We start from the raw sequence: 25,416 nt of genomic DNA, 5'->3' as shown, positions 1-25,416 counted from the left end.
TCCTGACTGATAGCGTGTTGCAGGCGCAGCCACGTCGAAGACGACGGCGCGCGACCATATGGGGTAAGAAATGGGGTCGGCGCGATGCCGACGCCAGCGCCTATTCGCGCCGACGGCCCATGAAGATGGCCGCGACGGCACGCGGCTCATCGGCGCGGAACAGGGGCAGGGCCCCGGCGCTTTGGATCAACGTGGCAAGCGGCTGCACCGGCCGGGTCGCGGCCCGCGCAACGGCGGCCTGCTTGGCGGCGGCGATGCTGCATTCGGCCACAACGCCCCGCGCCTCCTGCCCACGCGCGCTCGCACCCACGCCGGTCAGCGCGGACAAAAGGGCGGAAAGGAGCAGAAGCAGGTTCATGCGGGGTCTGTCTTAGGCAGATACGCGCGGCACGTCCATCCGTTGCATGGACCACCGCAACGATCGAACGTCGAAGCTGCGATACTTGCCACGGGCCGGGCGCGCCCGGAGCTCAAGGGCGGGCCGGAACCAAACATGCGCCACGGCCGTGCGACAGGTCCTCCGGTCGAGGATCGCATGACCGCTAGTTTTCGTGACTTCGCGAGCGGGCGGAAGCGCTTGCTCCCGTTACACGCTCGGCTATGTAGCTTGCCCCTATGAGCACCGCCACCTCGCCCCTCGCCCTGCCCTTCCCTGCGATGCCTGCGATCGACGGCGTGACGCTTCGCGTTGCGCGGGCGCGGTACAAGAATTGGGATCGCTGCGATCTGACCTTCGTGACGCTGCCCGAGGGGACCAGCGTGGCGGGCGTGTTGACCACCAGCAAATGCCCATCGCCCGAAGTGGAATGGTGCCGCAAGGCGCTGGTGCTGGGCCAGGCGCGCGCGCTGGTGGTCAATGCGGGGAACTCCAACGCCTTTACCGGGCACCGGGGCCGCGCGGCCGTAGAGGCCATCGCCGCCCGTGCCGCCGCCGCCATCGGTTGCCAGCCATCGGACGTTTTCGTCGCCTCGACCGGGGTGATCGGCGTACCGCTTCCCATCGACAAGGCCGAAGCGGGCCTGGACGCCGCCTTCATCGCCGAGCCCGGTGGCTGGGAAGACGCCGCCGCGACGATCATGACCACCGACACCTTTGCCAAGGGCGCGACGACGACCGCCATCGTCGACGGCCGCACGGTGACGCTGGCCGGGATCATCAAGGGGTCGGGCATGATCGCGCCGGATATGGCGACGATGCTGGGCTTCATCTTCACCGACGCCGCCGTCTCGCCCGAGTTTCTGCAACGCGCCTTGGCGGCGGCCAATGGGCGAAGCTTCTCGTGCATCACGGTCGACGGCGATACCTCGACCAGCGACACCGTCCTCGCCTTCGCGACCGGCAAGGCGGCCAATGCGACGATCATCGACGACGATAGCGATGGCGCCGACGCATTCCGCGCGGCGCTGGCCGATCTGTGCCATCGACTTGCGCTGCTGGTGGTGCGCGACGGCGAGGGCGCCAGCAAGCTGATCGAAATTCGCGTCGAGGGGGCGGAGAGCGACCGTTCGGCCCATCGCATCGCCATGTCGATCGCCAACTCGCCGCTGGTGAAGACCGCCATTGCGGGCGAGGATGCCAATTGGGGTCGCGTCGTCATGGCGGTCGGCAAGGCGGGCGAACCCGCCGAGCGCGACAAGCTGTCGATCCGCTTCGGCGAAACGCTCGTCGCGCGCGAAGGGCTGGCGGTAGAGGGATATGACGAAGCCCCGGTCACCGCGCACCTGAAAGGACAGGAGATCGCGGTCGGAGTCGATCTGGGACTCGGGGACGGCGTCGCGACGGTTTGGACCTGCGATCTGACCCACGGCTATATTTCGATCAACGCCGATTATCGGAGCTGATTTCCATGCTCACCATCTGGGGCCGCCTCAACTCGCACAATGTGAAGAAAGTCGTCTGGCTGGCCGAGGAATTGGGGCTGGCCTATGAGCGGCACGATGTCGGCGGCGCGTTCGGCATGGACGCGGCCTATCGTGCGCGCAATCCCAATGCGCTGATCCCGACGATCGAGGATGATGGCTTTACCCTGTGGGAGTCGAACGCGATCCTCCGCTATCTGGCAGGCTGTCACGGCGGCGAGGCTCTTTATCCGACCGATCCCAAGGCGCGTGCCTCGGCGGATCGCTGGATGGACTGGAACTTCACCTGGGCCGATGCGATCCGCCCCATCTTCTTCCAATTGATCCGCACCGCCCCCGACCAGCGCGACGCGGCCCTGTTGGACCGAAGCGTGGCGCGGGCCGCAAGCCTGTCGTCCATCCTGGAGGATGTGCTGGATCGCCAGCGCTGGCTGTCGGGCGAGGCGTTCGGGATCGGCGACATTCCGATCGCGACCTATGCGAACACATGGTTCCAGTTGCCGGTGGAGCGCCCTGCGCGACCCAAGCTCGAACGCTGGTATGCCGCGCTTCAGGAGCGGACGACCTTTCGCGACGTGGTCATGATCCCGCTGAGCTGACGCGGGTCACGCCGATCGGGCCTAGCGCCAGAACGCGGCCAGGTGATGGAACAACTCACGCCAGAAAAGCCCGCCTAGCCCCCCGGCGATGGCGCTGAAGATGATGAGCCGGGCCCGGCCCTGAAGCTCACGTCGCTCGCCTGTATCCCCCATTGCCCCCACCTGAAATATACAAAAATTGTATAAATGCATTTTCCCGATAAGGGAAGTGGGTCAGTTGCTTACGCCAAGGCCCGCTTTTTCTTGGACAAATATGTCTTCCATGCACTGGGAAAGCAGCTGGCCAGCTTTATGGCGACGATCCGCAAGGAGGCAGGTCTGACACAAGTCGAGCTCGCCCGTCGCTTGTCGAGGCCGCAACCGATGATCTCTCACATCGAACGGGGCGAACGCCGTGTCGATATGCTGGAGTTCTGCGAAATCGCCTGGGCGCTGGGGCAGGACCCGGTAGAAATATTCGCTCGCTTCTCACGCGAAGTATTGGGTCCGGAACGTAACCGGCCGACCGGCCCGTAAAACCGCCTCTCTGCCTCGCATTCCTAAGAAGGATTGGCATCAATGGCCCCTCCCGCATTGACGGAAGAGGACTGAAGCCTGTCATCATTCAACCCCGTCGCAGCCTTCGCAGAAATGTGACAGGCCAAGATTTTTATATCGGGCGTCATGACGGGCGAGGTCAGCCACCCTGCGCCAAAGCGGATAGCCCCACCATTCTTCCGGTCCGCTTCCTCGAGATCACGAGATTAGGCCAAAATGGTTCCGATAAAAGGACCGATTGAGGCGAATACACCAAGGCCTCCCCAACGCAGCTCCGGCCCTTGCCGGGATGATGAGGAGGCCTCAGGCAATCCCCTGGGAAAGGGGATCGGGCCTGCCCCGTGAATGTCGGGGATGCCCAGCGATTTCGATCTTATAGCGCGCCTTCGATCCATGCCTTGATCCGACCCTTGGGCTCGGCACCGACCTTGGTCGCGGCGGCGGCCCCGCCCTTGAACAGGATCATCGTCGGAATGCCGCGCACGCCATAACGCCCCGGCGCGTCGGGATTGTCGTCGATATTCAGCTTGGCGATCGTCACCTGCTCGCCCAATTCCTCGGACAGTTCCTCCAGCGACGGGCCGATCATCTTGCACGGTCCGCACCACTCGGCCCAAAAGTCGACCAGCACCGGCTTGTCGGAGTTCAGGACGTCCGCTTCGAAGCTGGCGTCGGTGATCTGCTTGGTTGCCATTTATCGTTACTCCTTGGATTGAATCCCATCTAGGATGGGCGCGTCGGTCCCTCAACCTCCGAACGGCAAGCTTTGCTCCCCGTCGCGATAGCCGGGCTTGTGTGCGGCGAGCAGCGCATCGGGAACCGTGATGAGGCGCGGCCCGGCGGTGTAGAGCAGCGCGACCGATACCGGGCGCCCCGGAAAGATTACTTCCAGCGCCGCCGCATAGCCCGCCATCTGCGCGAGGTGGAACACCGGGACGTCATCAATGCCTCCCGGCGCGCGCCTCCCGGTTTTATAGTCGATCAGCCGTATCTCCTCCGCGCCGACCAGCAAGCGATCGACTCGCCCGGACACGACCAGCCCATTGGAGAGTGTCGCGGCGATCGGCGCCTCCGCCAACGAGCCCGGCCCGAACAGCGGCGCATAGGCCGGATCGTCCAGAATGGCGAAGACCGCCGCCGTCACATCGGCGCGCAACGCCGCATCCTCGACGCCCGCCGCCTGGGTCAGCCAGCGCTCCGCAGCCCCACGTCGCAAATCGGGGGCGACCGGGGGCAGGCGTTCGAGCAGGCAATGGATCAGCCGCCCACGTTCCGCCGCCGCGCGCATCGCGAGGGTGGGCGGCGGGTCGGCGACCATATCCTCGCCCAGTTGCGACGGGGCGAGCGGACGTGGCGGACGCGACTCCTGCGGCGCGGGCCGGTGGACCCATTCGGGTAGCACCGTTTCCACGCGAGCGCCGGACAGGGCGACGACGCCGGGGCGCGGCGTGACGGGTGGCTGCGACACCGTGCCGATAAACGTTCGGGGCTGCCCATCGCCCGGCTCGGTCTCGGGCACGCCCAGCGCGGTCATCGCGCGGGAACAGGTCGCGTACCAGCTATGCATCGGCGGCACCCCGGCGGCCCGCTTGCCGAGTGCACCCGCGATGACCAGCTGCTCTTCGGCGCGGGTCGCAGCGACATAGAAGAGGCGCCAATGCTCGGCTAGTTCGCGCGCGGCGATCTCGGCCGCTACCGCGTCGAGCGGGCCGCCGCGCTCCTCGGCACGCGGCGGGAAGACCGGGATGGGCAGTGCGCCGGGTTCGGGCGTCCAGCGCAGGATCGAACGGGGGCTGGCCGTCGGGTCGGCGGTCGCATCGGCCAGGATGACCAGCGGCGCCTGCAACCCCTTGGAACCATGCGCCGTCATCACCCGCACCGCGTCGAGCGGCGCGGACGGATCGCGCACGATCTCCACATCGCCGCGATCGAACCAGTCGAGGAACCGCTGAAGCGAAGGCGTCGTCGTACTTTCGAAGGTCAGCGCGGCGTTGAGCAGTTCCTCGATCGGATCGCGCGCTTCGGTCCCCAGACGCCGGATCAGCTTGCGCCGGCCATCAAGCGGCCCCGACAGCAATTCCTCCAGAAACTGGTATGGCGTCGAGACGTCCGCCCTTGCCAGCATCTGGCGGAGCGGGGCCAGATCCTCGGCCGGCCGTGTCCGCGTCAGATGCGCCCAGAGCGATCCCCGCTCGCGGTGCCCCGCCTGCATCAACTGATCCTGCGACCAGCCGATCAGGGGCGAGACGAGCAGCGAGGCGAGCGACAGGTCGTCATCGGGCTGAAGCGCGAAGCGCACCGTCGCCAGCAGGTCCTGCACGGCCAGCGGCGCGTTCAGCCGCAGCCGATCGACACCCGCCACCGGCACCCCCTCGGCATAAAGCCGCGCGACGATCAGCGAGGCGAGGTCGCCGCGCCGCTTGACCAGGATCATGATGTCCTGCGGCTCGAGGCGACGGCCCTTGCTCTCCAGCATGACGCCATCATCCAGCCAGCGGCGGACAGCGCGCGCGATGTCGGTGGCGACCTTGCGCACCGCATCGTCGATCCAGCCTTCCTCGTCCTCGTCGCTGCCGCCCGCCACCACTGGCGGCCAGAGCGTGACGCGGCCGGGGCCCTTCACCTCGCTGGCGTGACGCTCGACTTCGGACGCCATCCCCATGCCGGGTTCGCCAAGCGCCTCGATGGCGGCGTCCACGAACTCCAGTATCGGGGTGGTGGAACGGAAGCTGTGGGTCAGCGACAATTGGTTGAACGGCAGGCCGCGTTCCTCGGGCGGCCATTCGTCATCGCCCGCCACCTCCCCGGCCCTGCGCGAGAAATGGAGTTCGGCCGCCTGAAAATTGATCGGATCGGTGCCCTGAAAGCCGAAGATCGCCTGTTTGTGGTCGCCGACGGTGAACAGCGTCCGGGTCGAGGGCGCATAGAGCCCGCGCCCGACGAAAAACTCATCGGCCAGCGCGCGGACGATTCGCCATTGATGCGCATTGGTATCCTGCGCCTCGTCGATCAGGACATGCTCGGTCACCTGATCGAGCTTGTAGCGGACCCATTCTCCGATGCCCGGCCGCTCCAACAGATCGACGGTCGTGCGGATCAGGTCGTCGAAATCCACCGCCCCGATCGCGCGCTTGGACAGAGTATAGGCCCGTGCATAGTCACGCCCCACGGCCAGCGCATCCGCCAGGAGGTCGGCATGACGCGCCCTCGCCGCCAGGCCCAGCAGATGGCGACACGCCTCGCCCAGTTCGCGCGCCATATCCTCATAATCGGGATCGGCATCGGTCAGCTTTTTCGATGCCTTGCGCGGCTCCCCCTTGGCGGTGAAGACCGTGCCCATCAGTTCCTCAAGTCCGGCAACGCGACCGGCCCGGTCGCTCCCCAGCCATCGCTCCAGCACCGCCGCCACCTTTTCACCGGTCGCGGTGCCCCAGGCCCGGTTCGCGCCTGCCAAACGGGCGACGGCATCCTCGTCGATCTCGTCGACGCCCTCGGCAATCGCCTCGTCGATGTCGCCGGATGGCAGGCCCAGCGCGCGACGAAGCCAGGGTTGGATGCCGGTGGGCAACGCCTCCAAGGCCCCCGGCGAGCGGGCACAGGCGGCAAGGAAGCTTTCCGCCCCACCCTCACCCAATCGCAGCGACAGCGCGCCGACCGTTTCGACCGGCCCGACCCGGCCCTCCCGTTCCGCGGTCTCCAGCATCCGTGCCAGCGCCTCGCGCGCCAGCACTGCCTCTTCGCGCGCCTCCAGTGGACGAAAGCCGGGGGCGAGCCCCGCCTCGACCGGAAACGCCGCGAGCAACCCCTGGCAAAAGCCGTGGATCGTCTGGATGCGCAGCCCGCCGCCCGGCGCGTCGAGCACCCTCGCGAAGAGCGTTCGCGCCCGCTCCCGCAAATCGGGCGTCGCGGTTTCGCCCAGCGCGCGCAGGTCCGCGAACAGCTCGGTCTCGGGCATCCGCACCCAGGCGGCGAGGCGGCCGTTGATCCGCTGCGCCATTTCGGCCGCGCCTGCCTTGGTGAAGGTCAGGCACAATATCGCCTCGGGCGCGACGCCGCGCAGCAATAGACGAAACACGCGCGCGGCCAGCACCTGCGTCTTGCCGGTGCCCGCCGAGGCGGACAGCCAGACATGCGCGGCGGGGTCGCTGGCAGCGGCCTGATCGCCCTTGAGCGGGGGCAGGTTCGCCATGGGCCGCGCGCTCATGCAGCATGGTCCGGGCAGCGGGAGTCCCACGCGCTTCGACTTCGCTCAGCGTGAACGGAAGTAGGAACCAAGCCCCCGCTCCGTTCCGCCTGAACGGGATCAAAGGCCACGCCATCACGCGCGCCCGAAGCCAAGGACTTACCGATCACGGCCATACCATTCATCCCGCCGCATCAGTTGGTCATATTCCGCATAGGGCGCATATTCCGGCACCAGCTTTGCCGTGAACGGCGCATCGCCGGTCAGCCATTGCCCCGCCGCCTCCGCAAAATTCGCCGCTGCGATGGATACGAACTCATCCGTCCGTATCCGTTCACGCTTGCCGTCGGGATCGACCGGCGTGGCGATATAGCCCAGCCCCTCGCGTCCACGCCCCAGCGACCAGTATTCGAAGCCGCCCGCCTTGCCCGCCACGCCCTCGAACCCGCCGCGCTCGGCGATCAGGCCGAGCAGCCCGAGTTGCAGGCTGAACCCCTCGCGTACCGCCGTGGTCGAGGGCGGCTTGCCGGTCTTATAGTCGATCACCACCAGCGAACCGTCCGAAGCCTGGTCGATCCGGTCGAACCGCCCGGTCAGCGTCACGCCCGCCAGCTTGGCCTCGCCCTTGCCTTCCGCGCTCAGGACATGGCGGCCCTCGCCGGCCTTGACGGCGACCTCTGCGGCGATCCAGTCGATCGCCTCGATCAGCCGGGGCTGCCACAGCGCACGCATCATCGGATGCGTCCGCTGATCGCGCAGCATCGCCAGCGCGCGGGGGCGGAGGGCCGACACGTCACATCGATCCTCCTTCCACCACATTTCGAGAATGTCATGGACGGCGGTGCCCCGCCACGCCGCGCTGGGATCGGCATCGACCGGATCGAGCGGCGACAGGCGCAGCACGCGGCGCGCGTAGAAGGCATAAGGATCGGCCTTGAGCCGATCGACCTCGGTCACCGAAATCGCGGTGGGGCGGAGCGCGGCGGGCGGCTTGGGCGCGGGTCGGTCGGCGGGCCTGTAGTCCTCCGGCCGGTCGAGTTTCTCCGCCCAGCGTGCCAGGCTCGGATGCGCCTCGAACCGGTCGCCCGCCATCGCCTGAAGCCGCAGCCAGAAGCGCGAGGCGAGCGTCGGCCCGCTGCCATCCCGCCGGGCGCGGGTCAGGAGCGCACGCGGCGCGCCCATCGCCTGCGCCAGATCGTGCGCGGCGATCCCGATGCGCTGCTCCAGCCCGACCAGCCCGAGCAGCGAGCGGATACGCGGGGCCAACCACGGATCGGGCGCGGGGCGACCCGGCCAGACGCCTTCGTTCAAACCGCCCGCGATCATCAGGTCGGCGGTCTGGAGACGCGCCTCGATCGGACCATAGATGGCGAGACGCGGATGCTGGCCTTCGCGCGGGATGGCGCGGATGGCGATCTCATCGAACAGGCTGCGCAACAGGCCCGGCAGTTCCGCCGGATCAACGCGCGCGGGGCCGTGATCGGCCTGCTCCTCATAGCCCGCCAGAAATTCCGCCGCCGCGCGCCCGGCTGGCCCGGTCCACAGCGCATCGCCGCACAGCGCCTGCCCGCATTCCCGCAGACAAGCCAGAAGGCCGCGCAAAGACTGCGGCCCATCGCCGAAGGTGCGTCCTACCGCCTCCAGCATCGGCGCGGCCTTGGCCCAGAAGGCGGACGCCGTCGGCTTGTCGGCCACATGCGCGGCAATCCCGTCCAGCCCCGGCGCGGGGCGTGGCCCGCGGAGCGCCCGGTCGAGCGCCCGCACACCGCCCAGCCATTCGACCCGCTCCATATTGCCATGGATCAGCGGATGCTTGAGCAACGCCAGCAGGGGGAGCGGCGCGAAATGCTGGGCTGCCGCCTCCGCCAGTTGGAGGAGGAAGGTGCCCGGCAACAGGATCGACAAGGGCCGCCCCGCGGTGTCGTCGATCAATATCCCCCAACGCCGGCAATGCGCCGCCACCCGGCGCGCCAGTTCCCGGTCGGGCGTGACCAGCGCGGCGGTGCGTCCCGGCTCCTCGACGGCTTCGCGCAGGGCCAGCGCGATCGCCTGTGCTTCCTCGGCGGGCGTGGCGAGTTCGATGGTCGACACGCCGGACAGCCGCCGGTCCTCGGCGGGCAGATCGGTCCATTTGCCGGTGAAATCGGCGGGCGCCATGGCATTGGCGATGGCCCGACCGCGTATCGGCCCGGCGTCATAGTCGCCGCCACCGCGCCACACCGTCACCTCGCCCCGTCCGACGCCCATCCGGTCGAGCAGCAGCTTCAGCGCGAATTGCGGATGCGTCTCAATCGAGCGACGGGTCCGCCCCGTCTCCGGATCGGGCTTATGCGGGCCGAGCGCGTCCCACTCCTCGCCGGGCATGGTCAGATCGAGCCCTGCGAACACCACCGATCCGCCCGGCATCTCCGACACGCAGCGCAGCAGCCGTGCCACCGCCGGCGCGGTATCGGTCACGCCCGCCGCGCAGACGAAACCCGCCGGTTGCGCCCCTCGCCAGCGCGCGGCGATCCGGTCGAGCAGCAAGGTCCGCCGCCGCGCCGCATCGATCCGCCCCATCCGTTCCAGCACGCCCGGCCACCGGTCGAGCACCACCGAGAAGGTCGCAAGCGCGGATTGCCAATGCTCGGTCAGTTCGGGGCCCAGGTCGAGCGCGGCGAGTTCGGCCGGATCGACCTCCTCGACCAGCATCTGGTCCAGCGTGCGCGCCAGATCGCCAGCCAGCCGCACCGCCTCCGCCGCGGTGACCGGCTGCCCCGCCCGCGCGCGCTCCTGCTCGACCAGCCGGGCCAGGATCATCCGCCTGGCCGATGGCGCAATGGCGGGCGGTGGCGGCGCGTCCGCATCGGCGGGATCAAGCGCCGAGCCTGCCGCCTCGCCCAGTTCGGGGTCGCCGAGCGCGACCATGCGCGGCAGGATCAGGCCGCCGCCGCTCGCGCGCACGAACGCCTCCGTCACGGCGCGGACACCGCGATTGGTCGGCAACAGGATCATACCCTGCGCCAGTGTCAGCGGATCGCCACCCGTGCGCCGCATCAGCCCGGCGACCAGCGCATCGGCGAAGCCGCGATGCGCGGGAATGGTGTGCAGCCGGGGGCGGCGCGACTCAACCATCCCCGAGGATCAGCTCCGTCTGCGGAATGGCGCGCGGCGTGCCGACATCGAACCACAGGCCCTGATGGACCTGGCCATAGGCGCGCCCCGCCTCGATCGCGCGGTTCCAGAAGATATTGGTGGAAAACGGCCCCTCGGGCGCGTCCGCGATCAAGCGCGGATGCATGATCTGAATGCCCGTATAGGAAAAAGGCGCCACCCGGTTACGCGCCCGCCGCCCGGTGATCCGGCCATCGGGGCCGAGATAGAAATCCCCCTGCCCCTGATGATTATGCGCGCGCGCCAATGGCACCATCAGCAACAGCGCATCCATCCGAGCCTCATCCCAGCGGGAGGCGAGCAGGCGGATGGCATCGACCGGACCGTCGATCCAGAGATTGTCGCTGTTGACGACCAGGATGGGATCGTCCCCCAGCAATGGCCGCGCCTTGACCAGCCCGCCGCCGGTTTCCAGCAGCCGATCGCGCTCGTCGGAGATGATGATCTCGATCTCCGACGAGCGGTCGCGCAGATGCGCTTCCAACTGGTCGGCCAGGTAATGGACATTGACCACCGCCCGCTCGATTCCGGCCGCGATCAGCCGGTCGAAGACGTGATCGATCAGCGGCTTGCCCGCCACCGACACCAGCGGCTTGGGCCGCGTCGCGGTCAGCGGGCGCATCCGTTTGCCGATGCCCGCGGCCATCACCATCGCGGTGCGCGGCACCCGGCCATGCGGCATGGGGCGGATCGAGAGTTGCCGGGTCATGCCACGCTTCCCTGCGTTGCCAGACGCTGCGGATCGCCGCGCAATTCGGGTGGGATATTGTCGTCGAACCAGGCCGCGACCGGCTCGAGCACCGACTGCGACAGATCACGCTCCAGATAGGCCCATACGCGCGGGCAGAGGCCCGCATAACGCGGCTTGCCGTCACGCTTCCACAGGCGCGTGAAAATGCCCAGTATCTTGGCGTTCCGCTGTGCGCCCAGCACATGATAGGCGCGTAGGAACGCATCGCCCTCGCCCGTCGCCGCCAGATAGCGCTCCAGCATCGCCTGTTCGATCGACGGCTCCACGTCGCGCCGCGCATCCTGGAGCAGCGAGACCAGGTCATAGGCGGAATGGCCCGCCAGCGCGTCCTGAAAGTCGAGCAGACCCAGGGTCCGCATCGGCCCGACCAGCATCAGATTCTCGACATGATAGTCGCGCAGCACGGTGACCGGATTGTCGGCGATGGCATGGGCGAAGACGCGGTCCCACGCCGCGCGATACCCCTCGACATCCACGTCCAGTCCGAGTGCGGGGGCATACCATTCGGTGAACAGCCCGGCCTCGCGGTGAAGGACGGCGGCGTCATAGGGGGCCAGCCCCTCGGGCGCGTGGCCGCGCAACCGCGCGAGCAGATCGACCGCGTCACTATAGAGCGACACCGCCGCATCGGGATCATGCTCGATCGCCTCGCGCATCCGGTCGTCGCCGAAATCCTCGATCAGGACCAGCCCGCGCGCCTCGTCCGCACCCAATATGGCGGGCGCGGCGAAACCGCGACCGACCAGCCAGCGCGCGACCGCGATGAACGGGCGCGGGTCCTCATGCGGGGGCGGCGCGTCCATCAGCACCGCGCTTCGCCCCTCGAGGGTCACGCGAAAATAGCGGCGGAACGAGGCATCACCGGCAAGCGGCGCGATGACCGCCCCTCCCCATCCCAGTGTCGTCAGAAAGGCGGCGGCGTCCGCCGGCGGGGTCATATCGGCCATCGCGCTTCCCAGCCCAAGGGCAGCTTCGCTGTCAAGACACGACCGCCCGCCGGATCGATTTCCAGCGTCAGGGCGAGCGCCTGGGGCCACGCATCGGGCCCCGCCCGGTCGGGCCATTCGACGATCAGAGCGGAGTCCCACAAGGCCTCGTCCAGCCCCAGCTCCTCCATCTGCCCCGGCCCGTCGAGACGATAGAGATCGACATGGAGGATCGGGATCGCCGTTTCGGGCGGGGCATAGGGTTGGACGATGGCAAAGCTGGGGCTCGGCGCTTCGCCCGGCAGGCCGAGCGCGGCGAGCAGACCGCGCGCCAGGCTCGTCTTGCCCGCGCCCAGCGTGCCGGTCAGCGTCACCACATCGCCGGGGCGGATATGCGCCGCCAGCCGCCGCCCGAATTCCTCGGTGGCGGCGGCATCGGCCAGCCGGATCGTCATGCCCTGTCCTCTCCCGTCGTTCGATCCTTCTCCGCCACACGTCGGGGCAGTTCGACCGTCACCAACGTTCCCTCGCCCGGCTCGGACAACAGGCTGATCGAACCGCCATGCGCCTCGACGAACTGCTTGGCGAGCGGCAGGCCGAGGCCCAGCGCGCGCTCGCCCGTCGCCTTGATCCCCGGTTCGGCGAAGCGGTCAAAAGCACGGGCGACCGCCTGTTCGTCCATGCCCTGCCCGTCATCCGACACCACGATCCGTGCGCGGGCGGAGTCGCCATCGGCGTGCAACAGGATGCGCCCGCCCTCCGGCGTATGCTCGACCGCATGGCGCAGCAGATGCTCGATCGTCTCCTGCAACCGCCGCCGGTCGCCGGTGATGCGGCCTAGCGAACGTTGGATCTCGACCGCGAAGTCCAGCTTGCGTCGCCCCACCAGCGGCCGGATCGTGTCCGCCGCCGCGCGTGCGACGCGGGCCAGTTCGACATCCTCGCGCGCGATCTCGGCATCCGCATGGGTCCGGGTCAGATCGAGCACATCGTCGACCAGCAGGCCCAACCGTTCGGTCGATTCCAGGATCGCCTCGACATAGGTCGTCGCCGTCTCGGGCAGCGCTCCTGCAAACCCGCCATGCAACATCTCGGCAAAGCCGCTAATCGAGGTCAGCGGGGTGCGGAGCTCATAGCTCATATTGGCGACGAAGGCGGTCTTGACCTTGTCCGCCGCCTCCAACGCGTCAGCGCGGTCGCGCAACGCCTGTTCGGCGCGGCGGCTGTCGGTGATGTCGAGCAGGGTGAACAGCGCATTGCCATCGGGCAGCGGCACACCCGCAAATTCGAAATGCCGGCCATCGGCGAAGGCGACGCGGCCGCCGCGCTGTTGCCGCTCGATCGTCGCGGACCGGACCAGATCGACGATCAGCCCGGACCGGCCCGGCGTCGCCAGCCGCTCGGCCACGCGCTCGGCAAAGGCATCGACGCGCGGATGGCTGGTCAGGAAATCCTCCTCCAGCCCCCAGAGCGCGCGGAAGCGGTTGTTCCACAATTGCAACCGGCCATCGGCGGCGAACACGCCCAGCGCCTCGAACAGATTGTCGAAGGTCGCGGTCCGCACCCGCAGCAGCGTGTCACGCGCGGAGGCGAGTTGCACCTCCTCGGTCCGGTCCTCGAAGATCAGCAGCAACCCGCCATCGGGCAAGGGCTGCGCCACGACGCGCAGATGGGTGCCGCCGGGCAGATGCCATTGCTCCTCGATACCGCCGCTCGCCTGGCGGAACCAGCCGACCCGCTCGGCCTTCCATCCGGGAAAGTCGCGGACCTCGGGGCTGCGATTGGCCTCGCGCATCCGTTCCAGGACGCGGTCGAATTCGGGGTGATCGGCCAGCCATTCCGCCTTCATCGCAAACATGCGGCGAAAGGGCTGGTTGCAAAAGACGAGGCCCCGATCGGGCCCGAAATGCGCCACCGCCGCCGATAGCCGGTCGAGCATCGCGCGCTGCGCCTCGGCGAAGCGCTTGGCCCCGGCACGCGACTGTTCCAGATCCTCGATATCGACCGCGAAACCCGCAATGCCCCCTGTCGGCAATGGGACGTCGAAGATGCGCAGGGCCCGGCGCGCGCCGTCGATGGTGGCGGGCAGCACCTGCTCGTGCGGTCGCCCCTGATCGCGCGCCGCCGCCGCCCCCGCCAGCGGACCACCGCGCCCCGAACCCTCGACCAGTTCCAGCCCGCGCCCGACCACATCGGCGGCATCGCGTCCCTCCACCGCATCGACATAGGCGGTGTTGACCATCGCTAGGCGCAGGTCGGGGCCGCGATACCACATGGGCAGGGGCGCGGCCTCGATCAGCCCGGTCAGCGCCTGGAACGCATCGCCCAGCCGCTTGGCCTCGGCATCCAGACGGACGATCTGGTCCTGCGCCTCGGTCATGTCGAAGACCCAGATGACGACCGCGCCCGCCGCACCCTGATCCCCCGGCGCACGTGCGCCGTCGAACAACAGGGTCCGTTCCGATTGCTGCGGCCGGACGATCCGGCGGAAGCGGCGGCCGGTCTTCTGCGCGGCGTTCAGATCGGCGGCCAGCGACGCGGCATCATCCGCCGACAGTCCGCTATCGTCGGAGGCCAGTTCCTCCAGGAAGCGCGCGACTTCGGCCAGCCCAAGCCAGTCGGCCAACCGCCGGGGCATTTCGATCCGCCCGTCACTGCGGATCAGCATCGCCTGGGCAGGCCCCGCGCGCAGCAGGGCATCGAGCCGATCGCGCTCCAGCCGCACTGCCGACGCCTCGGCCCGTGCGCGAATACCCAGGAACAACAGGATCATGCCGACGACGATCATCGCGCACGCCCCCGCGCCCAACAGCGCTGCCTCGACGCTACCGATCGTGATCATCCGAAAAGGGCCGGGCCTGAACGCTGCATCGATCCATCTAGCCCGATCGGCACACGATACGCCATATCGAACAACGGCCCGGCAGGACGGCACATGAAAAAGGGGCCGCCCTTTCGGACGACCCCCTTTGCCTTTCCGTCGGATCGAAACCCGATGGTCGGATCAATAGCGATAATGATCCGGCTTGAACGGGCCCTCGACCGGCACGCCGATATAGGCGGCCTGCTTCTCCGACAGCTTCGACAGCTGGACGCCCAGCTTTTCGAGGTGGAGCGCGGCGACCTTCTCGTCGAGGTGCTTGGGCAGGACATAGACTTCGTTCTTGTAGTCCTCGCCCTTGGTCCACAGCTCGATCTGGGCGAGCGTCTGGTTGGTGAACGAGGCCGACATCACGAAGGACGGGTGGCCGGTCGCGCAGCCCAGGTTCACCAGGCGGCCCTTGGCCAGCACGATGATCTGCTTGCCGTCCGGGAACTCGACCAGGTCGGTGCCGGGCTTCACTTCGGTCCACTTATAGTTCGACAGCGCCGCGATCTGGATTTCGCTGTCGAAGTGGCCGATGTTGCAGACGATCGACATGGGCTTCATCGCCTTCATGTGATCGGCGGTGATGACGTCGGCGTTGCCGGTCGCGGTGACGAAGATGTCGGCGCGCTTCACGGCCTCATCCATGGTCACGACCTCGAAGCCCTCCATCGCCGCCTGCAGCGCGCAGATCGGGTCGATTTCGGTCACGAGCACGCGCGCGCCGCCATTGCGGAGCGACTGGGCCGAGCCCTTGCCCACGTCGCCGAAACCGGCGACCGCGGCGACCTTGCCCGCCAGCATGACGTCGGTGGCGCGACGGATCGCGTCGACCAGCGATTCCTTGCAGCCGTAGAGGTTGTCGAACTTCGACTTGGTGACCGAGTCGTTGACGTTGATCGCGGGGAAAGGCAGCTCGCCCTTCTTCGCGATCTCGTACAGGCGGTGAACGCCCGTCGTGGTCTCTTCCGACACGCCCTTCAGGTTCTTGACGGTCTGGGTCAGATAGCCCGGCTTCTTGGCGATGAACGCCTTGACCGAACGCTGGAACTCGACCTCTTCCTCATTCTCCGGCTCGCCGAAGGTCTGGCCGGCTTCCAGCTTGGCGCCCCACAGCGCGAACATGGTCGCGTCGCCGCCGTCGTCCAGGATGATGTTGGCGGTGGTGCCGTCACCATTCTTGTCCCAGTCGAAGATGTCGCCGACATAGTCCCAATATTCGGCCAGCGTCTCGCCCTTCACGGCGAAGACGGGGATGCCCGCAGCGGCGATCGCGGCGGCGGCATGGTCCTGGGTCGAGAAGATGTTGCAGGTCGCCCAGCGCACATCGGCGCCCAGCGCGGTCAGCGTCTCGATCAGCACGGCGGTCTGGATCGTCATGTGCAGCGAGCCGGTGATGCGCGCGCCCTTGAGCGGCTGAGCAGCGCCGAATTCGTCGCGCAGGGCCATCAGGCCGGGCATCTCGGTCTCGGCGATCTTGATCTCGGCGCGACCGAAATCAGCCAGGCTGATGTCCTTGATGACATAATCGTTCTTGGTGGCGGCAGTCGTGGACACGACGAAACTCCGTGCAAAATGGGGCCGACCAAGACGTGGCGCGCACGCCGATCGGCACGGCGCCCGCCTTAGCGGCCTTCGCCCTACGGATCAAATATAAAGATATCTTTATATGCTTGCGCGTCGATCAGGCGGTGCCGCCGCCGGTGACCAGCAGGCGCGGGTCGATCCCCGCCGAACCGAACGCCGCCTGCCACCGATCCGGGGCGGTTGCATCGTATAGGATCTTCGGATCGCCGGCGACGCTGAACCAGCAACCGGGCTCGCGCAGTTCCTCTTCCAGTTGCCCCGCATCCCATCCCGCATAGCCGAGCGCCACCACCCATTGCGCCGGACCCCGCCCTTCGGCGATAGCACGCAACACGTCGACCGTGCTCGACAGGATCCAGCGACCGCCGACATCGACGCTGTCCTGCCCCTCCCAGTCCTGCGAGTGGAGTACGAAGCCGCGCCGGGGCTCGACCGGCCCGCCGAAATGGACCGGCGCGTCGGGCGCGTCGCCATGCGGTATCTCGAACTGGTCGAGCAGCGCGTGGAAGCCGATACCCTCGATCGTCGCGCCCAGGCCGATGCCCAGCGCCCCGCCCTCGTCATGCGCACACATGGCGATGACGGCATGGTCGAAACGACGATCGGCCATGCCTGGAAGGGCGAGCAGGAATTGGCCGGATAGAAAGGTCAGTTGATGCACACCCTGACTATAGGGATCACCGCTCCGCCTCGCCATGCTTGAAATCAGCGGCGCTTCGGTCGCATGAGGGCCGGGCCGATGCCCGGCACGGTGCCGGGCCGCTTGCCTTTAGGATCTGGATGATGACGATCAAGGTCGGAGACCGCCTCCCCACCACCACGCTGGTCAAGGTGACGACCGAGGGACCCGAGCAGGTCACGACGACCGAATTCTTCGCGGGCAGGCGCGTCGTGCTGTTCGCGGTGCCGGGTGCCTTCACTCCCACCTGTTCGGCCCAGCATCTGCCCGGCTTCGTCTCGCACGCCGATGCCGTGAAGGCCAAGGGCGTGGACGAGATCGCCTGCACCGCCGTCAACGACGTGTTCGTGATGAAAGCGTGGGGCCAAGTCCATTCGTCTGGTGCGATCACCATGCTGGCGGACGGCAATGCCGACTTCGCCAAGGCGATCGGCCTGACGCTGGACGGCACGAAGTTCGGCATGGGTGTGCGCAGCCAGCGCTACACGATGCTGGTCGATGACGGCGTGGTCGAACAGCTGTTCGTCGAGGCGCCGGGCGAGTTCAAGGTGAGCTCCGCCGAGCATCTATTGTCCGCAATCTGATCCGGCGAACTGCGCGGCGAACCGGATCGCTGGCGGAACAGTCCCGACGCTCGACGCGTTTTCCCATGCATAGACCAGCTTGAAGAGAGGAACCTCGGTCATGACCACCTATGTCCCCCCCGAAAAGCAGGACGCGGCCAAAAGCTTTGCCGAAAAGGCGCAGGGCGCGGCCAAGGCGGCCGGTGAGACGGTGAAGGGTCACCCCTATGCTGCGGCGGGAATCGCCGCCGGTGTCGCCGCGGCGGTCGCCGGTGCCGCGTTCGGTGCGGCCAAGCTGCGCGGCACCTCGGACGACGAGAACTCCGCACAGGGCGCCTGATCGCCCTCGACCGGCGGCGTGGACGAACCGGACTCGTCCACGCCGTCAGGTCCCTTCAACCCCGGCTTGCCAGAGCCCGAAACACGGCTTAGCTCTGGACGATGACTCAAGCCGCCAAGATCGTCGAAGAACTCGACCGCCTCTACACCGCCTCTGTCACCCGGCTGAAGGAGGCCCTCACCCTTTATCTGCGGGATGGCACCGCGCCGACGCTGGAAGCGCGCGCGCAAGGCTGTTTCGCCTATCCCGAAATCCGACTTATCTATCGCGGTGCCGGTGGGCGTCCGACGCCGATGCGGTCCTTCGGGCGGCTGGTGTCGACGGGCGACTATCGGATCAGCGTGACCAAGCCCGCGCTGTTCAAGGACTATCTGGTCGAGCAGCTAAGCCTGCTGATGGAGGATTACGACGTCACGGTCGAGGCCGTACCGGGGCGGCAGGAAATCCCCTTTCCCTATGTCCTCGACCCTGGCCACGCTCTGAGCCTGGACACGGTGTCGGCGGCGGAGCTGGCGCGCTTCTTCCCCGCGACCGAACTGGCCCATATCGGCGACGAGATCGCCGACGGACTGTGGATGACCGCCGACGGCAATCGCCCGCTGGCGTTGTTCGACGGGTTGCGGACCGACTTCTCGCTCGCCCGGCTGCGCCATTATACCGGCACCCCGCCCGAGCATTGCCAGCGCTATGTGCTGTTCACCAATTACCACCGCTATGTCGACGAGTTCGTCCGCTGGGGCGCGTCGCAGCTTGGCGAGGGTTCGCGCTTCACCGCCCTGTCGGGTGCGGGCGGGATCGTGATCGAGCGGCCGGAGGATGTCGACAAGATCGTCACCGACAGCGCATGGCGGCGGCACCAGATGCCCGCCTATCACCTGGTCGCCAAAGACGGCACCGGCATCACGCTGGTCAATATCGGTGTCGGTCCGTCGAACGCCAAGACGATCTGCGATCACCTGGCGGTGATGCGGCCCGAGGCGTGGCTGATGATCGGCCATTGCGGCGGGCTTCGCCCCAGCCAGCGGATCGGCGACTATGTGCTGGCGCATGCCTATCTGCGTGACGACCATGTGCTCGACGATGTACTGCCCCCCGAGATTCCGGTGCCCGCCATCGCCGAAGTCCAGGTCGCGCTCGCCAAGGCCGCCGAGATCGTCTCCGGCCAGTCGGGTGATGAATTGCGGCGTCGCCTGCGCACAGGCACGATCGTCACCACCGACGACCGCAATTGGGAGTTGCGCTACTCCGCCTCGGCGCTGCGCTTTTCGCTCAGCCGCGCGGTCGGGATCGACATGGAGTCCGCCACCATCGCGGCGCAGGGCTATCGCTTCCGCGTGCCGTATGGAACGCTGCTCTGCGTGTCGGACAAGCCGCTGCACGGCGAGTTGAAGCTGCCCGGCCAGGCCAATCGCTTCTATGAACGGGCGATCAGCGAGCATATGCGCATCGGCATCGAGACCTGCGAGCAGCTACGCCGCGAGGGCGACAAGCTGCACAGCCGCAAGCTGCGCGCGTTCAACGAGCCGCCCTTCCGCTGATCGGCAACCGGCGGGGGCCGAGAGCGTTACGGACACGGACCGAAACAGGGGGAATGTCGATGGCCGATACACCGGACACCAAGAAGCCGCGCCCGCCCCGTCGCCGCGCCACGCCCAAGACGGCCGGCACCGCCGCGCCGCGCAAGCGTCCGGTGCCCAAGCCGGTCGAACCGCTGGAGGAAAAGCCGGTCGAGGCGACCGATGCCGCCCCGGTGGAGGATGCGGCGGTCGAGCCCCCCAAGCCCGCGCTGAAGCCCAAGGCACCACCCAAGCCGCGATCGACCAAGCGCACCACCCCGCGCAAATCACCACCGCGCAAGCCCACCGCGATCACGCCCGCGCCTGCGCCAGTGCTGGGCAAGCATGGGCTCGACCGGGTGGGCGGCAAATGGGGTGTGGCGTCGATCTTGGGGAGCTTGGCGGCCGCCGCCGGGCTGACGGCGGCGCTGCTGTCGCTGCGGGGGAGTACGCCGAAGCGGGACGAGAGCAAAGCCGAGGACAGCAAGAAGGACTGATGCCCGACCTCCGTTCAGCCTGAACGGACGTTGCTTACAATGCCCCTCCACCACTGGCGAAACCGAGTGGTGGAGGGGCTGGCAATGCCAGCCGCCCCACGCCCTCTGCGACCATCACCAACCCTGCGGCTTGCCCTTGTTCTGCTGATCCAGCCAAGTCTTGAGCGGCGCGAAATATTCGACCAACGCCTTGCCTGACATCTCGCGGCTACCAGTGAAGACCTGAAGCGCATCCGGCCAGGGCTTGGACTGGCCCATCGCCAGCATCGCGTTCAACTTCTCGCCGACCGCCTTGTTGCCGTAGAAGGAGCATTGGTGAAGCGGCCCCTTCCAACCGGCCTGCTGGCAAGCCGCCTTGTAGAACTGGAACTGGAGCACCCGCGCCAGGAAATAGCGCGCATAGGGCACACCTGCCGGAATATGATATTTGGCGCCGGGATCGAATTTGGTCTCGTCCCGCGCCACTGGCGGCACCACGCCCTGATATTTGAGACGCAGGGCATCCCATCCCGCCTGATACTGGCTCGCCGGAATCTGGCCGGAGAACACGCCCCAACGCCACTTGTCGATCAGCAAACCGAAGGGCAGGAACGCGACCTTGTCCATCGCCTGACGCAGCAACAGACCGATGTCCTTGTCGGCACTCGGCACCCTGGCGGGGTCGAGCAGACCGATCTTCACCAGATAATCGGGCGTGATCGACAGCGCGACGGTGTCGCCGATCGCCTCGTGGAACCCGTCATTCGCGCCGTTCTTGTAGAGGAAAGGCTGATCCTTATAGGCGCGTTGGTAGTAATTATGGCCCAGTTCGTGATGGATGGTCACGAAGTCGTCGGCATTGACCTTGGTGCACATCTTGATGCGGATGTCGTCCAGATTGTCGACATCCCAGGCCGATGCGTGGCAGATCACCTCACGGTCGGCGGGCTTGGTAATCTGCGACCGCTGCCAGAAGGTCTGCGGCAGGGGCGCGAAGCCCAGCGAGGAGTAGAAGCCCTCGCCTGCCTTCACCATCTTGATCGGGTCGTACCCCTTGGCCTTCAGCAGATCGCCCGTATCATATCCGACATCGCCCGCCCCCTTGGGCGCGACCAGGTCATAGATATTGCCCCATTCCTGCGCCCACATATTGCCGAGCAGGTCGGCACGGATCGGGCCGGTCCTGGCCTGCACCGCGTCGCCATATTTCTCGTTCAGCTTCCACCGGACATAGGTGTGCAGCGCCTTGTAGAGCGGCTCCAGTTCGCCCCAGATCCGGTCGGTCAGTTGTGCGAATTGCTCGGGGCTCATGTCATAGCCGGAGCGCCACAGCGACCCCGCATCGACATAGCCCAGTTCCTTGGCCCCCTGGTTGGCGAGCGCGGTCATCTGCGCATAGTCGGCGCGCATCGGGGCGCCGACATTGTCGTGCCAACTGACCCACATCTCCTTCAAACGGGCGGGATCGCGCTCGCTGCCCATCGCGGCCTCGATGTCCGAGCCGTTGATCGGCTGGCCGTTCCGCAGCCCCTTGCCCTTGCCGTAAGAGGAGGACATGCGCGTCGTCAGCATCGAAAGCTGCGCCGCCGCACCGGGCGTGGTGGGCGCAGGCAGCGTGATCCCGCCGCGCAGCAGGTCCAGCTTGCGCTTGGTGTCATAGGACAGGCCGGGCAGTGCCTGATAGCGCGCCGCGCCCAGACCATAGCGGACCGCCAAATCAGTCATCTCCGCGCCCGAAGCGGCTGCCAGCGCATCGGTGTCGTCGGTGATATAGGTCGCGTTGACCCACGCAATCTGCTGAGCCCCCAAGGATTTCTCGGCCAGCGTCTTCTCCGCCTCTGCGACGAAGGCATCGGCCCCTGCGACGGTCGCGGGTGCTTGCGCGGCTGGCGGCGTCGAAGCCGTGGCCTGCGCCTGGGCAGTGCCGGCCAGCAGGAACGCCAGCACGGTGCCGGAAACGGCGGAACGGATCATGCTATCCCCCTCAAAATCTGATGGGCCCTCGAAACGGGGCGAATGGCGCGCAGTTGCGCGGCTTTGCCCGCCGCCGTCAAGCCGTGAGGAACTGCGCGATCGCTTCGCCAAGCTCGGATTTCGTCACCGAACTCATATGGTTGCCCGGAATTTCGGCATAGCGCCCGCGCGGCAGGGCTTCGGCCAGATCGACCGCAGCGCCATTGTCGAAATCGTCCACGCCCGCGACGACCAGCGCGGGCAGGTCGAACCCCTCGATCGCCGACAGCGGGGTATCGGCAAAGGTCTGAAGGATATGGAGCAGCGCCACCGGATCGCCGCCGGTGGTCTTCAGGAACGCCTCGGCCATCCATTCCGGGCTGCCGCGCGGATGCTCGCCCAGCCGCGTCAGGATATTGGTGAAATGCGCGACCCGGCGATCGGTATGGAGCAGTCCCTCCAGCCCCATGCCCGCGAAGATCGCCTTGCCCGGCTCCGCCCCGGTCGCAAGCATCCGGCTTACCGTCCGCGCGCCCAGCGAATAGCCGCCCAGGTCATAGTCGCTCAGCCCCAGATGCTCGACCAGCGCATGGCCATCACGGGTCAGCGCATCCTTCGGATAAGCGGCGGGGTCATGCGGCTTGCCGCTCTCTCCATGCGCGCGCAGGTCAGGCATGATGACCCGGTAGCCCTTCGCCGCGATCGCGGCGGCATGGCCGTAGCGGATCCAGTTGGTATAGGCGTCGGAAAAATAGCCGTGGATCAGCACCACGGGCCGCCCCTCCCCCATTTCACGCCACGCGATCGGGGTGCCGTCGAAGCTATCGAAGAAGCGGGTTTCGGGGGCGGTGTCGGCCAAGGGTCGGGTCTCCGGCGGTTGGGTTGTAAGCGAACCTCCTAATCGGCTCGACCAAAATGTGCACGCGATCATCCCAACGACCGCTTGCACTGAGCGAAGTCGAACTGCGCTTTCCCTCGCAGGACCATCGCGTGGCCTTCGACTTCGCTCAGGCTGAACGGTTGATGGGGCGTTCATGGTCAGAAGGAAGGGCTGCCGATGGACTGACAACCTCGCCCTTCGGACGCGCCAAAGGACAATAGTGTCGGGCAGCTAGCCCACATAAATCCCGGCAACCCGCCACTCGCCATTCTCTCGCTCCAACGTGACGGTTTCGACGACATTCGCCGAACTGTCGAAGCGCGTATTGAACCGCACCATCCGATAACCGGCGGGCGGTGCGGGGACATCGTCCTGGCTGAGCAAGGTCCGCGATACCGTCTTGCCCAGCGGCGTCCGCACCTTCTCCGAGGTGGCGGCCCAGACCTGCTCGGTATTGAGCGCGCGAAAGCTGTTCGTGGTTAGGCGATAACTGTCGGCCCAGCGACCCTGGTCGATCAATTGCAGGAAATGCTGGGCGGTTTCGACCACCGCCGGATCGGTGGCTGTTGTCGTAGCCGTCGGAGGTGGCGTGGACGCCATATGGGTCAGGCCGCCAAGGGCGAGCAGGCTGAGGGCGAGGGTCATGAGTATCGCTCCGATGATGATTCGGGGACGGCGGATGCCAGCCTCCACGCCGATGATCGGCGCCGGGCTTTCATCCGTGATCGGCTCGGGCCGGTCCTCCCCGATCTTCCTGTCCCCCACAGATTCGGGGGGCGACAGCGATGTATCGCCCTCCACCTCCAGCAGCATCCGCGCCGCCTCTCGACTGCTCGACACAGCCATCTTGCGGCGAGCGTCGCGCAGCCGTTCGTTGATGGTGTGGACCGACAGGTTCAATTCACGCGCAATCGACTTGGCGTCATGCCCCCGGACGATCAGACGCAGCGTCTACTTTTCCCGGTCAGTCAGCGCGCCGATACCCGCTTTGGCCTGCATGGTCATGATCCCAAATATGCCGGAGCGAGGCCTGCCCACCACCCTCAAAAAATTGTACCTTGACCGTGTTGGCGCAGGCCAAAGTAGCGCCCTGAGTCCCATTCTCACCAGTCCGCGACAAAATGGCGGGAATCCGCGCTTTTTTGTAGTTCGGAGCGAGTCGCACGCATGGACAAAAGGGGTACAAGCGGTTAGCCGCCGCCCATGGCAGCATCCCTATTTCTTCTTCTGGCGGTGATCCTGGCCTTCGCCGGTGGAGGAGGCCCGTGGATGCTGATCGCCACGGTCGCGGCGGCGACGGCAGCGGGGACGCGGCTGCCCGATCTCGACACGCCGCTTCAACTCCCGCATCGCAGCGCGCTGGTGCACAGCGTCCTGCCCTTCTATGTCGCCACGCTCGACCTGCGGACCTGGCCGGTCGCGGCGGGGTTGGGATTCGGCGTGGGCTTTCATCTCGCGGCGGATCTGTTTCCCGGCACGATGCGCGGCTTTGCCACGATCAAGATCCCGCTGATCGGATCGATCGGGGCCTTCCCTTCCTATATCTGGATCGCGGTCAACGCGGCGGCGAACATGGTCGGCGCGTTCGTCATCCTGCAATGGATCGCCGCCGACCGGGTGGCGGCCTGCGCGCTGGCGGCGACCGGGGTGCTGGGCGCCAGCTATCTGCTACGCGCGCAGGGCGGGCTCTACGCGCTGGGGGTGATCGCCGGAATAGGCTGGCTTATCATCCGCTAGTGCGATTGGCCTTGCCGGGGATTTGCGATAATAGCCTGTTTCTGCCGCCAGAAGCAGGATAATCGGGAGCGGATGCCGGCCCCATAACCGGACCGTCGATGACCGCAGCCACCGCTTCCCCTGCCGAAACCCTGCCGCCCAGCCCGATCGGGCGTCCGCACAGCCTGTTGGAGGACGCCTATGCGATCTTCATCGGCTGCACGCTGTTGATCGTGGGCCTGGTCTTTCTGAAAGCAGCGGGGCTGGTGACGGGCGGGATCGCGGGCGTCGCGCTGCTGCTATCCTATCTGGTCCCGCTGCCTGCGGGCGTGCTGTTCACGCTGGTCAACATTCCGTTCTTCCTGTTCGCGCACAAGGTGATGGGCGCGCGCTTCGCGGTGAAGACGGTGCTGGTCAATGTCGGGATCGGCGTGGCTTCCGCGATCACCCGCGTGTCGGTCCATGTCGATACGGTCCATCCGGCCTTTGCCGCACTGGTCGGAGGCACGGTGATCGGCATGGGCATATTGTCGCTCGCCCGGCACCAGGCCGGGGTCGGCGGCACCGGGGTCATCACCATCTGGCTCTATCGCAAGCGTGGATGGAATATGGGAATGACGCAGGTCGCGCTCGACGTCGTGATCCTGTCGATGGCGATCCCCGTCGTCACCGTCTCGCAACTCGCCTGGTCGGCGGTCAGCGCGGCGGCGATCAGCCTGATCCTGTTCGCCTGGCACCGGCCGGGGCTGTATATGGGGCGGTAAGCCCTGCGCCTCCCCTGCAAGGGGAGG

At 67.1% G+C, this 25,416-nt stretch carries 22 protein-coding genes; 9 read left to right on the top strand and 13 right to left on the bottom strand.

Annotation, left to right across the window (positions count from 1 at the left end):
- Positions 1 to 100: 100 nt before the first annotated feature.
- Positions 101 to 358 carry a hypothetical protein gene (locus tag ACWPWT_RS12020; protein WP_454279795.1) on the bottom strand — a complete coding sequence of 86 codons (258 nt, stop codon included), beginning with the start codon at positions 356 to 358 and terminating at the stop codon, positions 101 to 103.
- Positions 359 to 615: 257 nt separating this feature from the next.
- Between ACWPWT_RS12020 and argJ the strand changes: the two genes are divergently transcribed.
- From argJ to ACWPWT_RS12005, 3 genes are all read left to right on the top strand, one after another.
- Complete coding sequence (gene argJ, locus ACWPWT_RS12015; protein WP_454279794.1) at positions 616 to 1,842, top strand: bifunctional glutamate N-acetyltransferase/amino-acid acetyltransferase ArgJ; 1,227 nt, start codon at positions 616 to 618, stop codon at positions 1,840 to 1,842.
- 5 nt (positions 1,843 to 1,847) lie between these two features.
- On the top strand, positions 1,848 to 2,459 hold the full coding sequence (locus tag ACWPWT_RS12010) for a glutathione S-transferase family protein (RefSeq protein WP_454279793.1): 612 nt from the start codon (positions 1,848 to 1,850) through the stop codon (positions 2,457 to 2,459).
- Positions 2,460 to 2,645: 186 nt separating this feature from the next.
- A complete protein-coding gene (locus tag ACWPWT_RS12005; RefSeq protein WP_454279792.1) occupies positions 2,646 to 2,975 on the top strand; it encodes a helix-turn-helix domain-containing protein in 330 nt (109 codons plus the stop codon).
- Between the two features lie 394 nt (positions 2,976 to 3,369).
- Here the strand turns inward: ACWPWT_RS12005 and trxA are convergent, their stop codons facing one another.
- From trxA to ACWPWT_RS11960, 9 genes are all read right to left on the bottom strand, one after another.
- Positions 3,370 to 3,690, bottom strand: a complete 321-nt coding sequence (gene trxA, locus ACWPWT_RS12000) for a thioredoxin (RefSeq protein ID WP_261268085.1) — start codon at positions 3,688 to 3,690, stop codon at positions 3,370 to 3,372.
- A gap of 51 nt (positions 3,691 to 3,741) precedes the next feature.
- Complete coding sequence (addA, locus tag ACWPWT_RS11995) at positions 3,742 to 7,185, bottom strand: double-strand break repair helicase AddA (RefSeq protein ID WP_454279791.1); 3,444 nt, start codon at positions 7,183 to 7,185, stop codon at positions 3,742 to 3,744.
- A gap of 153 nt (positions 7,186 to 7,338) precedes the next feature.
- A complete protein-coding gene (locus ACWPWT_RS11990) occupies positions 7,339 to 10,293 on the bottom strand; it encodes a PD-(D/E)XK nuclease family protein (protein ID WP_454279790.1) in 2,955 nt (984 codons plus the stop codon).
- Entirely contained in the window at positions 10,286 to 11,041 is a 756-nt protein-coding gene (locus ACWPWT_RS11985) for a nucleotidyltransferase family protein (protein ID WP_454279789.1), read from the bottom strand. The genes ACWPWT_RS11990 and ACWPWT_RS11985 overlap by 8 nt, the downstream gene beginning before the upstream one ends.
- Positions 11,038 to 12,021, bottom strand: a complete 984-nt coding sequence (locus ACWPWT_RS11980; RefSeq protein ID WP_454279929.1) for an aminoglycoside phosphotransferase family protein — start codon at positions 12,019 to 12,021, stop codon at positions 11,038 to 11,040. Before ACWPWT_RS11980 ends, ACWPWT_RS11985 begins: the two co-directional genes overlap by 4 nt.
- Positions 12,018 to 12,464, bottom strand: a complete 447-nt coding sequence (gene tsaE / locus ACWPWT_RS11975; RefSeq protein WP_454279788.1) for a tRNA (adenosine(37)-N6)-threonylcarbamoyltransferase complex ATPase subunit type 1 TsaE — start codon at positions 12,462 to 12,464, stop codon at positions 12,018 to 12,020. The genes ACWPWT_RS11980 and tsaE overlap by 4 nt, the downstream gene beginning before the upstream one ends.
- Positions 12,461 to 14,851, bottom strand: coding sequence for a sensor histidine kinase (locus ACWPWT_RS11970; protein ID WP_261268090.1), 2,391 nt, complete (start codon positions 14,849 to 14,851; stop codon positions 12,461 to 12,463). Before ACWPWT_RS11970 ends, tsaE begins: the two co-directional genes overlap by 4 nt.
- Positions 14,852 to 15,013: 162 nt before the next feature.
- Complete coding sequence (ahcY, locus tag ACWPWT_RS11965; RefSeq protein WP_454279787.1) at positions 15,014 to 16,432, bottom strand: adenosylhomocysteinase; 1,419 nt, start codon at positions 16,430 to 16,432, stop codon at positions 15,014 to 15,016.
- 127 nt (positions 16,433 to 16,559) lie between these two features.
- Positions 16,560 to 17,159, bottom strand: a complete 600-nt coding sequence (locus ACWPWT_RS11960) for a YqgE/AlgH family protein (protein WP_454279786.1) — start codon at positions 17,157 to 17,159, stop codon at positions 16,560 to 16,562.
- A gap of 86 nt (positions 17,160 to 17,245) precedes the next feature.
- On the opposite strand from ACWPWT_RS11960, the gene ACWPWT_RS11955 reads away from it, so the two are divergent.
- The 4 genes from ACWPWT_RS11955 to ACWPWT_RS11940 all read left to right on the top strand — a co-directional run bounded on the left by ACWPWT_RS11955 (position 17,246) and on the right by ACWPWT_RS11940 (position 20,097).
- The gene (locus ACWPWT_RS11955; RefSeq protein ID WP_454279928.1) at positions 17,246 to 17,725 is read left to right on the top strand and encodes a redoxin family protein; all 480 of its coding nucleotides are present in this window, start codon (positions 17,246 to 17,248) and stop codon (positions 17,723 to 17,725) included.
- A gap of 100 nt (positions 17,726 to 17,825) precedes the next feature.
- Complete coding sequence (locus ACWPWT_RS11950) at positions 17,826 to 18,044, top strand: hypothetical protein (RefSeq protein ID WP_261268094.1); 219 nt, start codon at positions 17,826 to 17,828, stop codon at positions 18,042 to 18,044.
- A gap of 101 nt (positions 18,045 to 18,145) precedes the next feature.
- Positions 18,146 to 19,582 (top strand): AMP nucleosidase, encoded by a 1,437-nt coding sequence (locus tag ACWPWT_RS11945; RefSeq protein ID WP_454279785.1) that lies wholly within the window; start codon positions 18,146 to 18,148, stop codon positions 19,580 to 19,582.
- A gap of 59 nt (positions 19,583 to 19,641) precedes the next feature.
- Positions 19,642 to 20,097: a hypothetical protein gene (locus ACWPWT_RS11940; protein WP_454279784.1), complete on the top strand. Its 456-nt coding sequence runs from the start codon at positions 19,642 to 19,644 to the stop codon at positions 20,095 to 20,097.
- 114 nt (positions 20,098 to 20,211) lie between these two features.
- Here the strand turns inward: ACWPWT_RS11940 and ACWPWT_RS11935 are convergent, their stop codons facing one another.
- The 3 genes from ACWPWT_RS11935 to ACWPWT_RS11925 form a co-directional block, all read right to left on the bottom strand.
- Positions 20,212 to 22,050, bottom strand: coding sequence for a M2 family metallopeptidase (locus ACWPWT_RS11935; RefSeq protein ID WP_454279783.1), 1,839 nt, complete (start codon positions 22,048 to 22,050; stop codon positions 20,212 to 20,214).
- 76 nt (positions 22,051 to 22,126) lie between these two features.
- On the bottom strand, positions 22,127 to 22,888 hold the full coding sequence (locus ACWPWT_RS11930; RefSeq protein WP_454279782.1) for an alpha/beta fold hydrolase: 762 nt from the start codon (positions 22,886 to 22,888) through the stop codon (positions 22,127 to 22,129).
- A gap of 252 nt (positions 22,889 to 23,140) precedes the next feature.
- Positions 23,141 to 23,848, bottom strand: coding sequence for a DUF4019 domain-containing protein (locus tag ACWPWT_RS11925; RefSeq protein ID WP_454279927.1), 708 nt, complete (start codon positions 23,846 to 23,848; stop codon positions 23,141 to 23,143).
- Between the two features lie 264 nt (positions 23,849 to 24,112).
- Between ACWPWT_RS11925 and ACWPWT_RS11920 the strand changes: the two genes are divergently transcribed.
- Positions 24,113 to 24,646 carry a hypothetical protein gene (locus ACWPWT_RS11920; RefSeq protein WP_454279781.1) on the top strand — a complete coding sequence of 178 codons (534 nt, stop codon included), beginning with the start codon at positions 24,113 to 24,115 and terminating at the stop codon, positions 24,644 to 24,646.
- A gap of 98 nt (positions 24,647 to 24,744) precedes the next feature.
- Positions 24,745 to 25,389, top strand: coding sequence for a YitT family protein (locus ACWPWT_RS11915; RefSeq protein WP_261268101.1), 645 nt, complete (start codon positions 24,745 to 24,747; stop codon positions 25,387 to 25,389).
- Positions 25,390 to 25,416: the final 27 nt, after the last annotated feature.

The sequence above is a fragment of the Sphingomonas sp. Marseille-Q8236 genome (assembly GCF_965112005.1).
The sequence above is the reverse complement of the archived record's forward strand: the minus strand, read 5'-3'. Positions and strand labels throughout refer to the sequence as shown.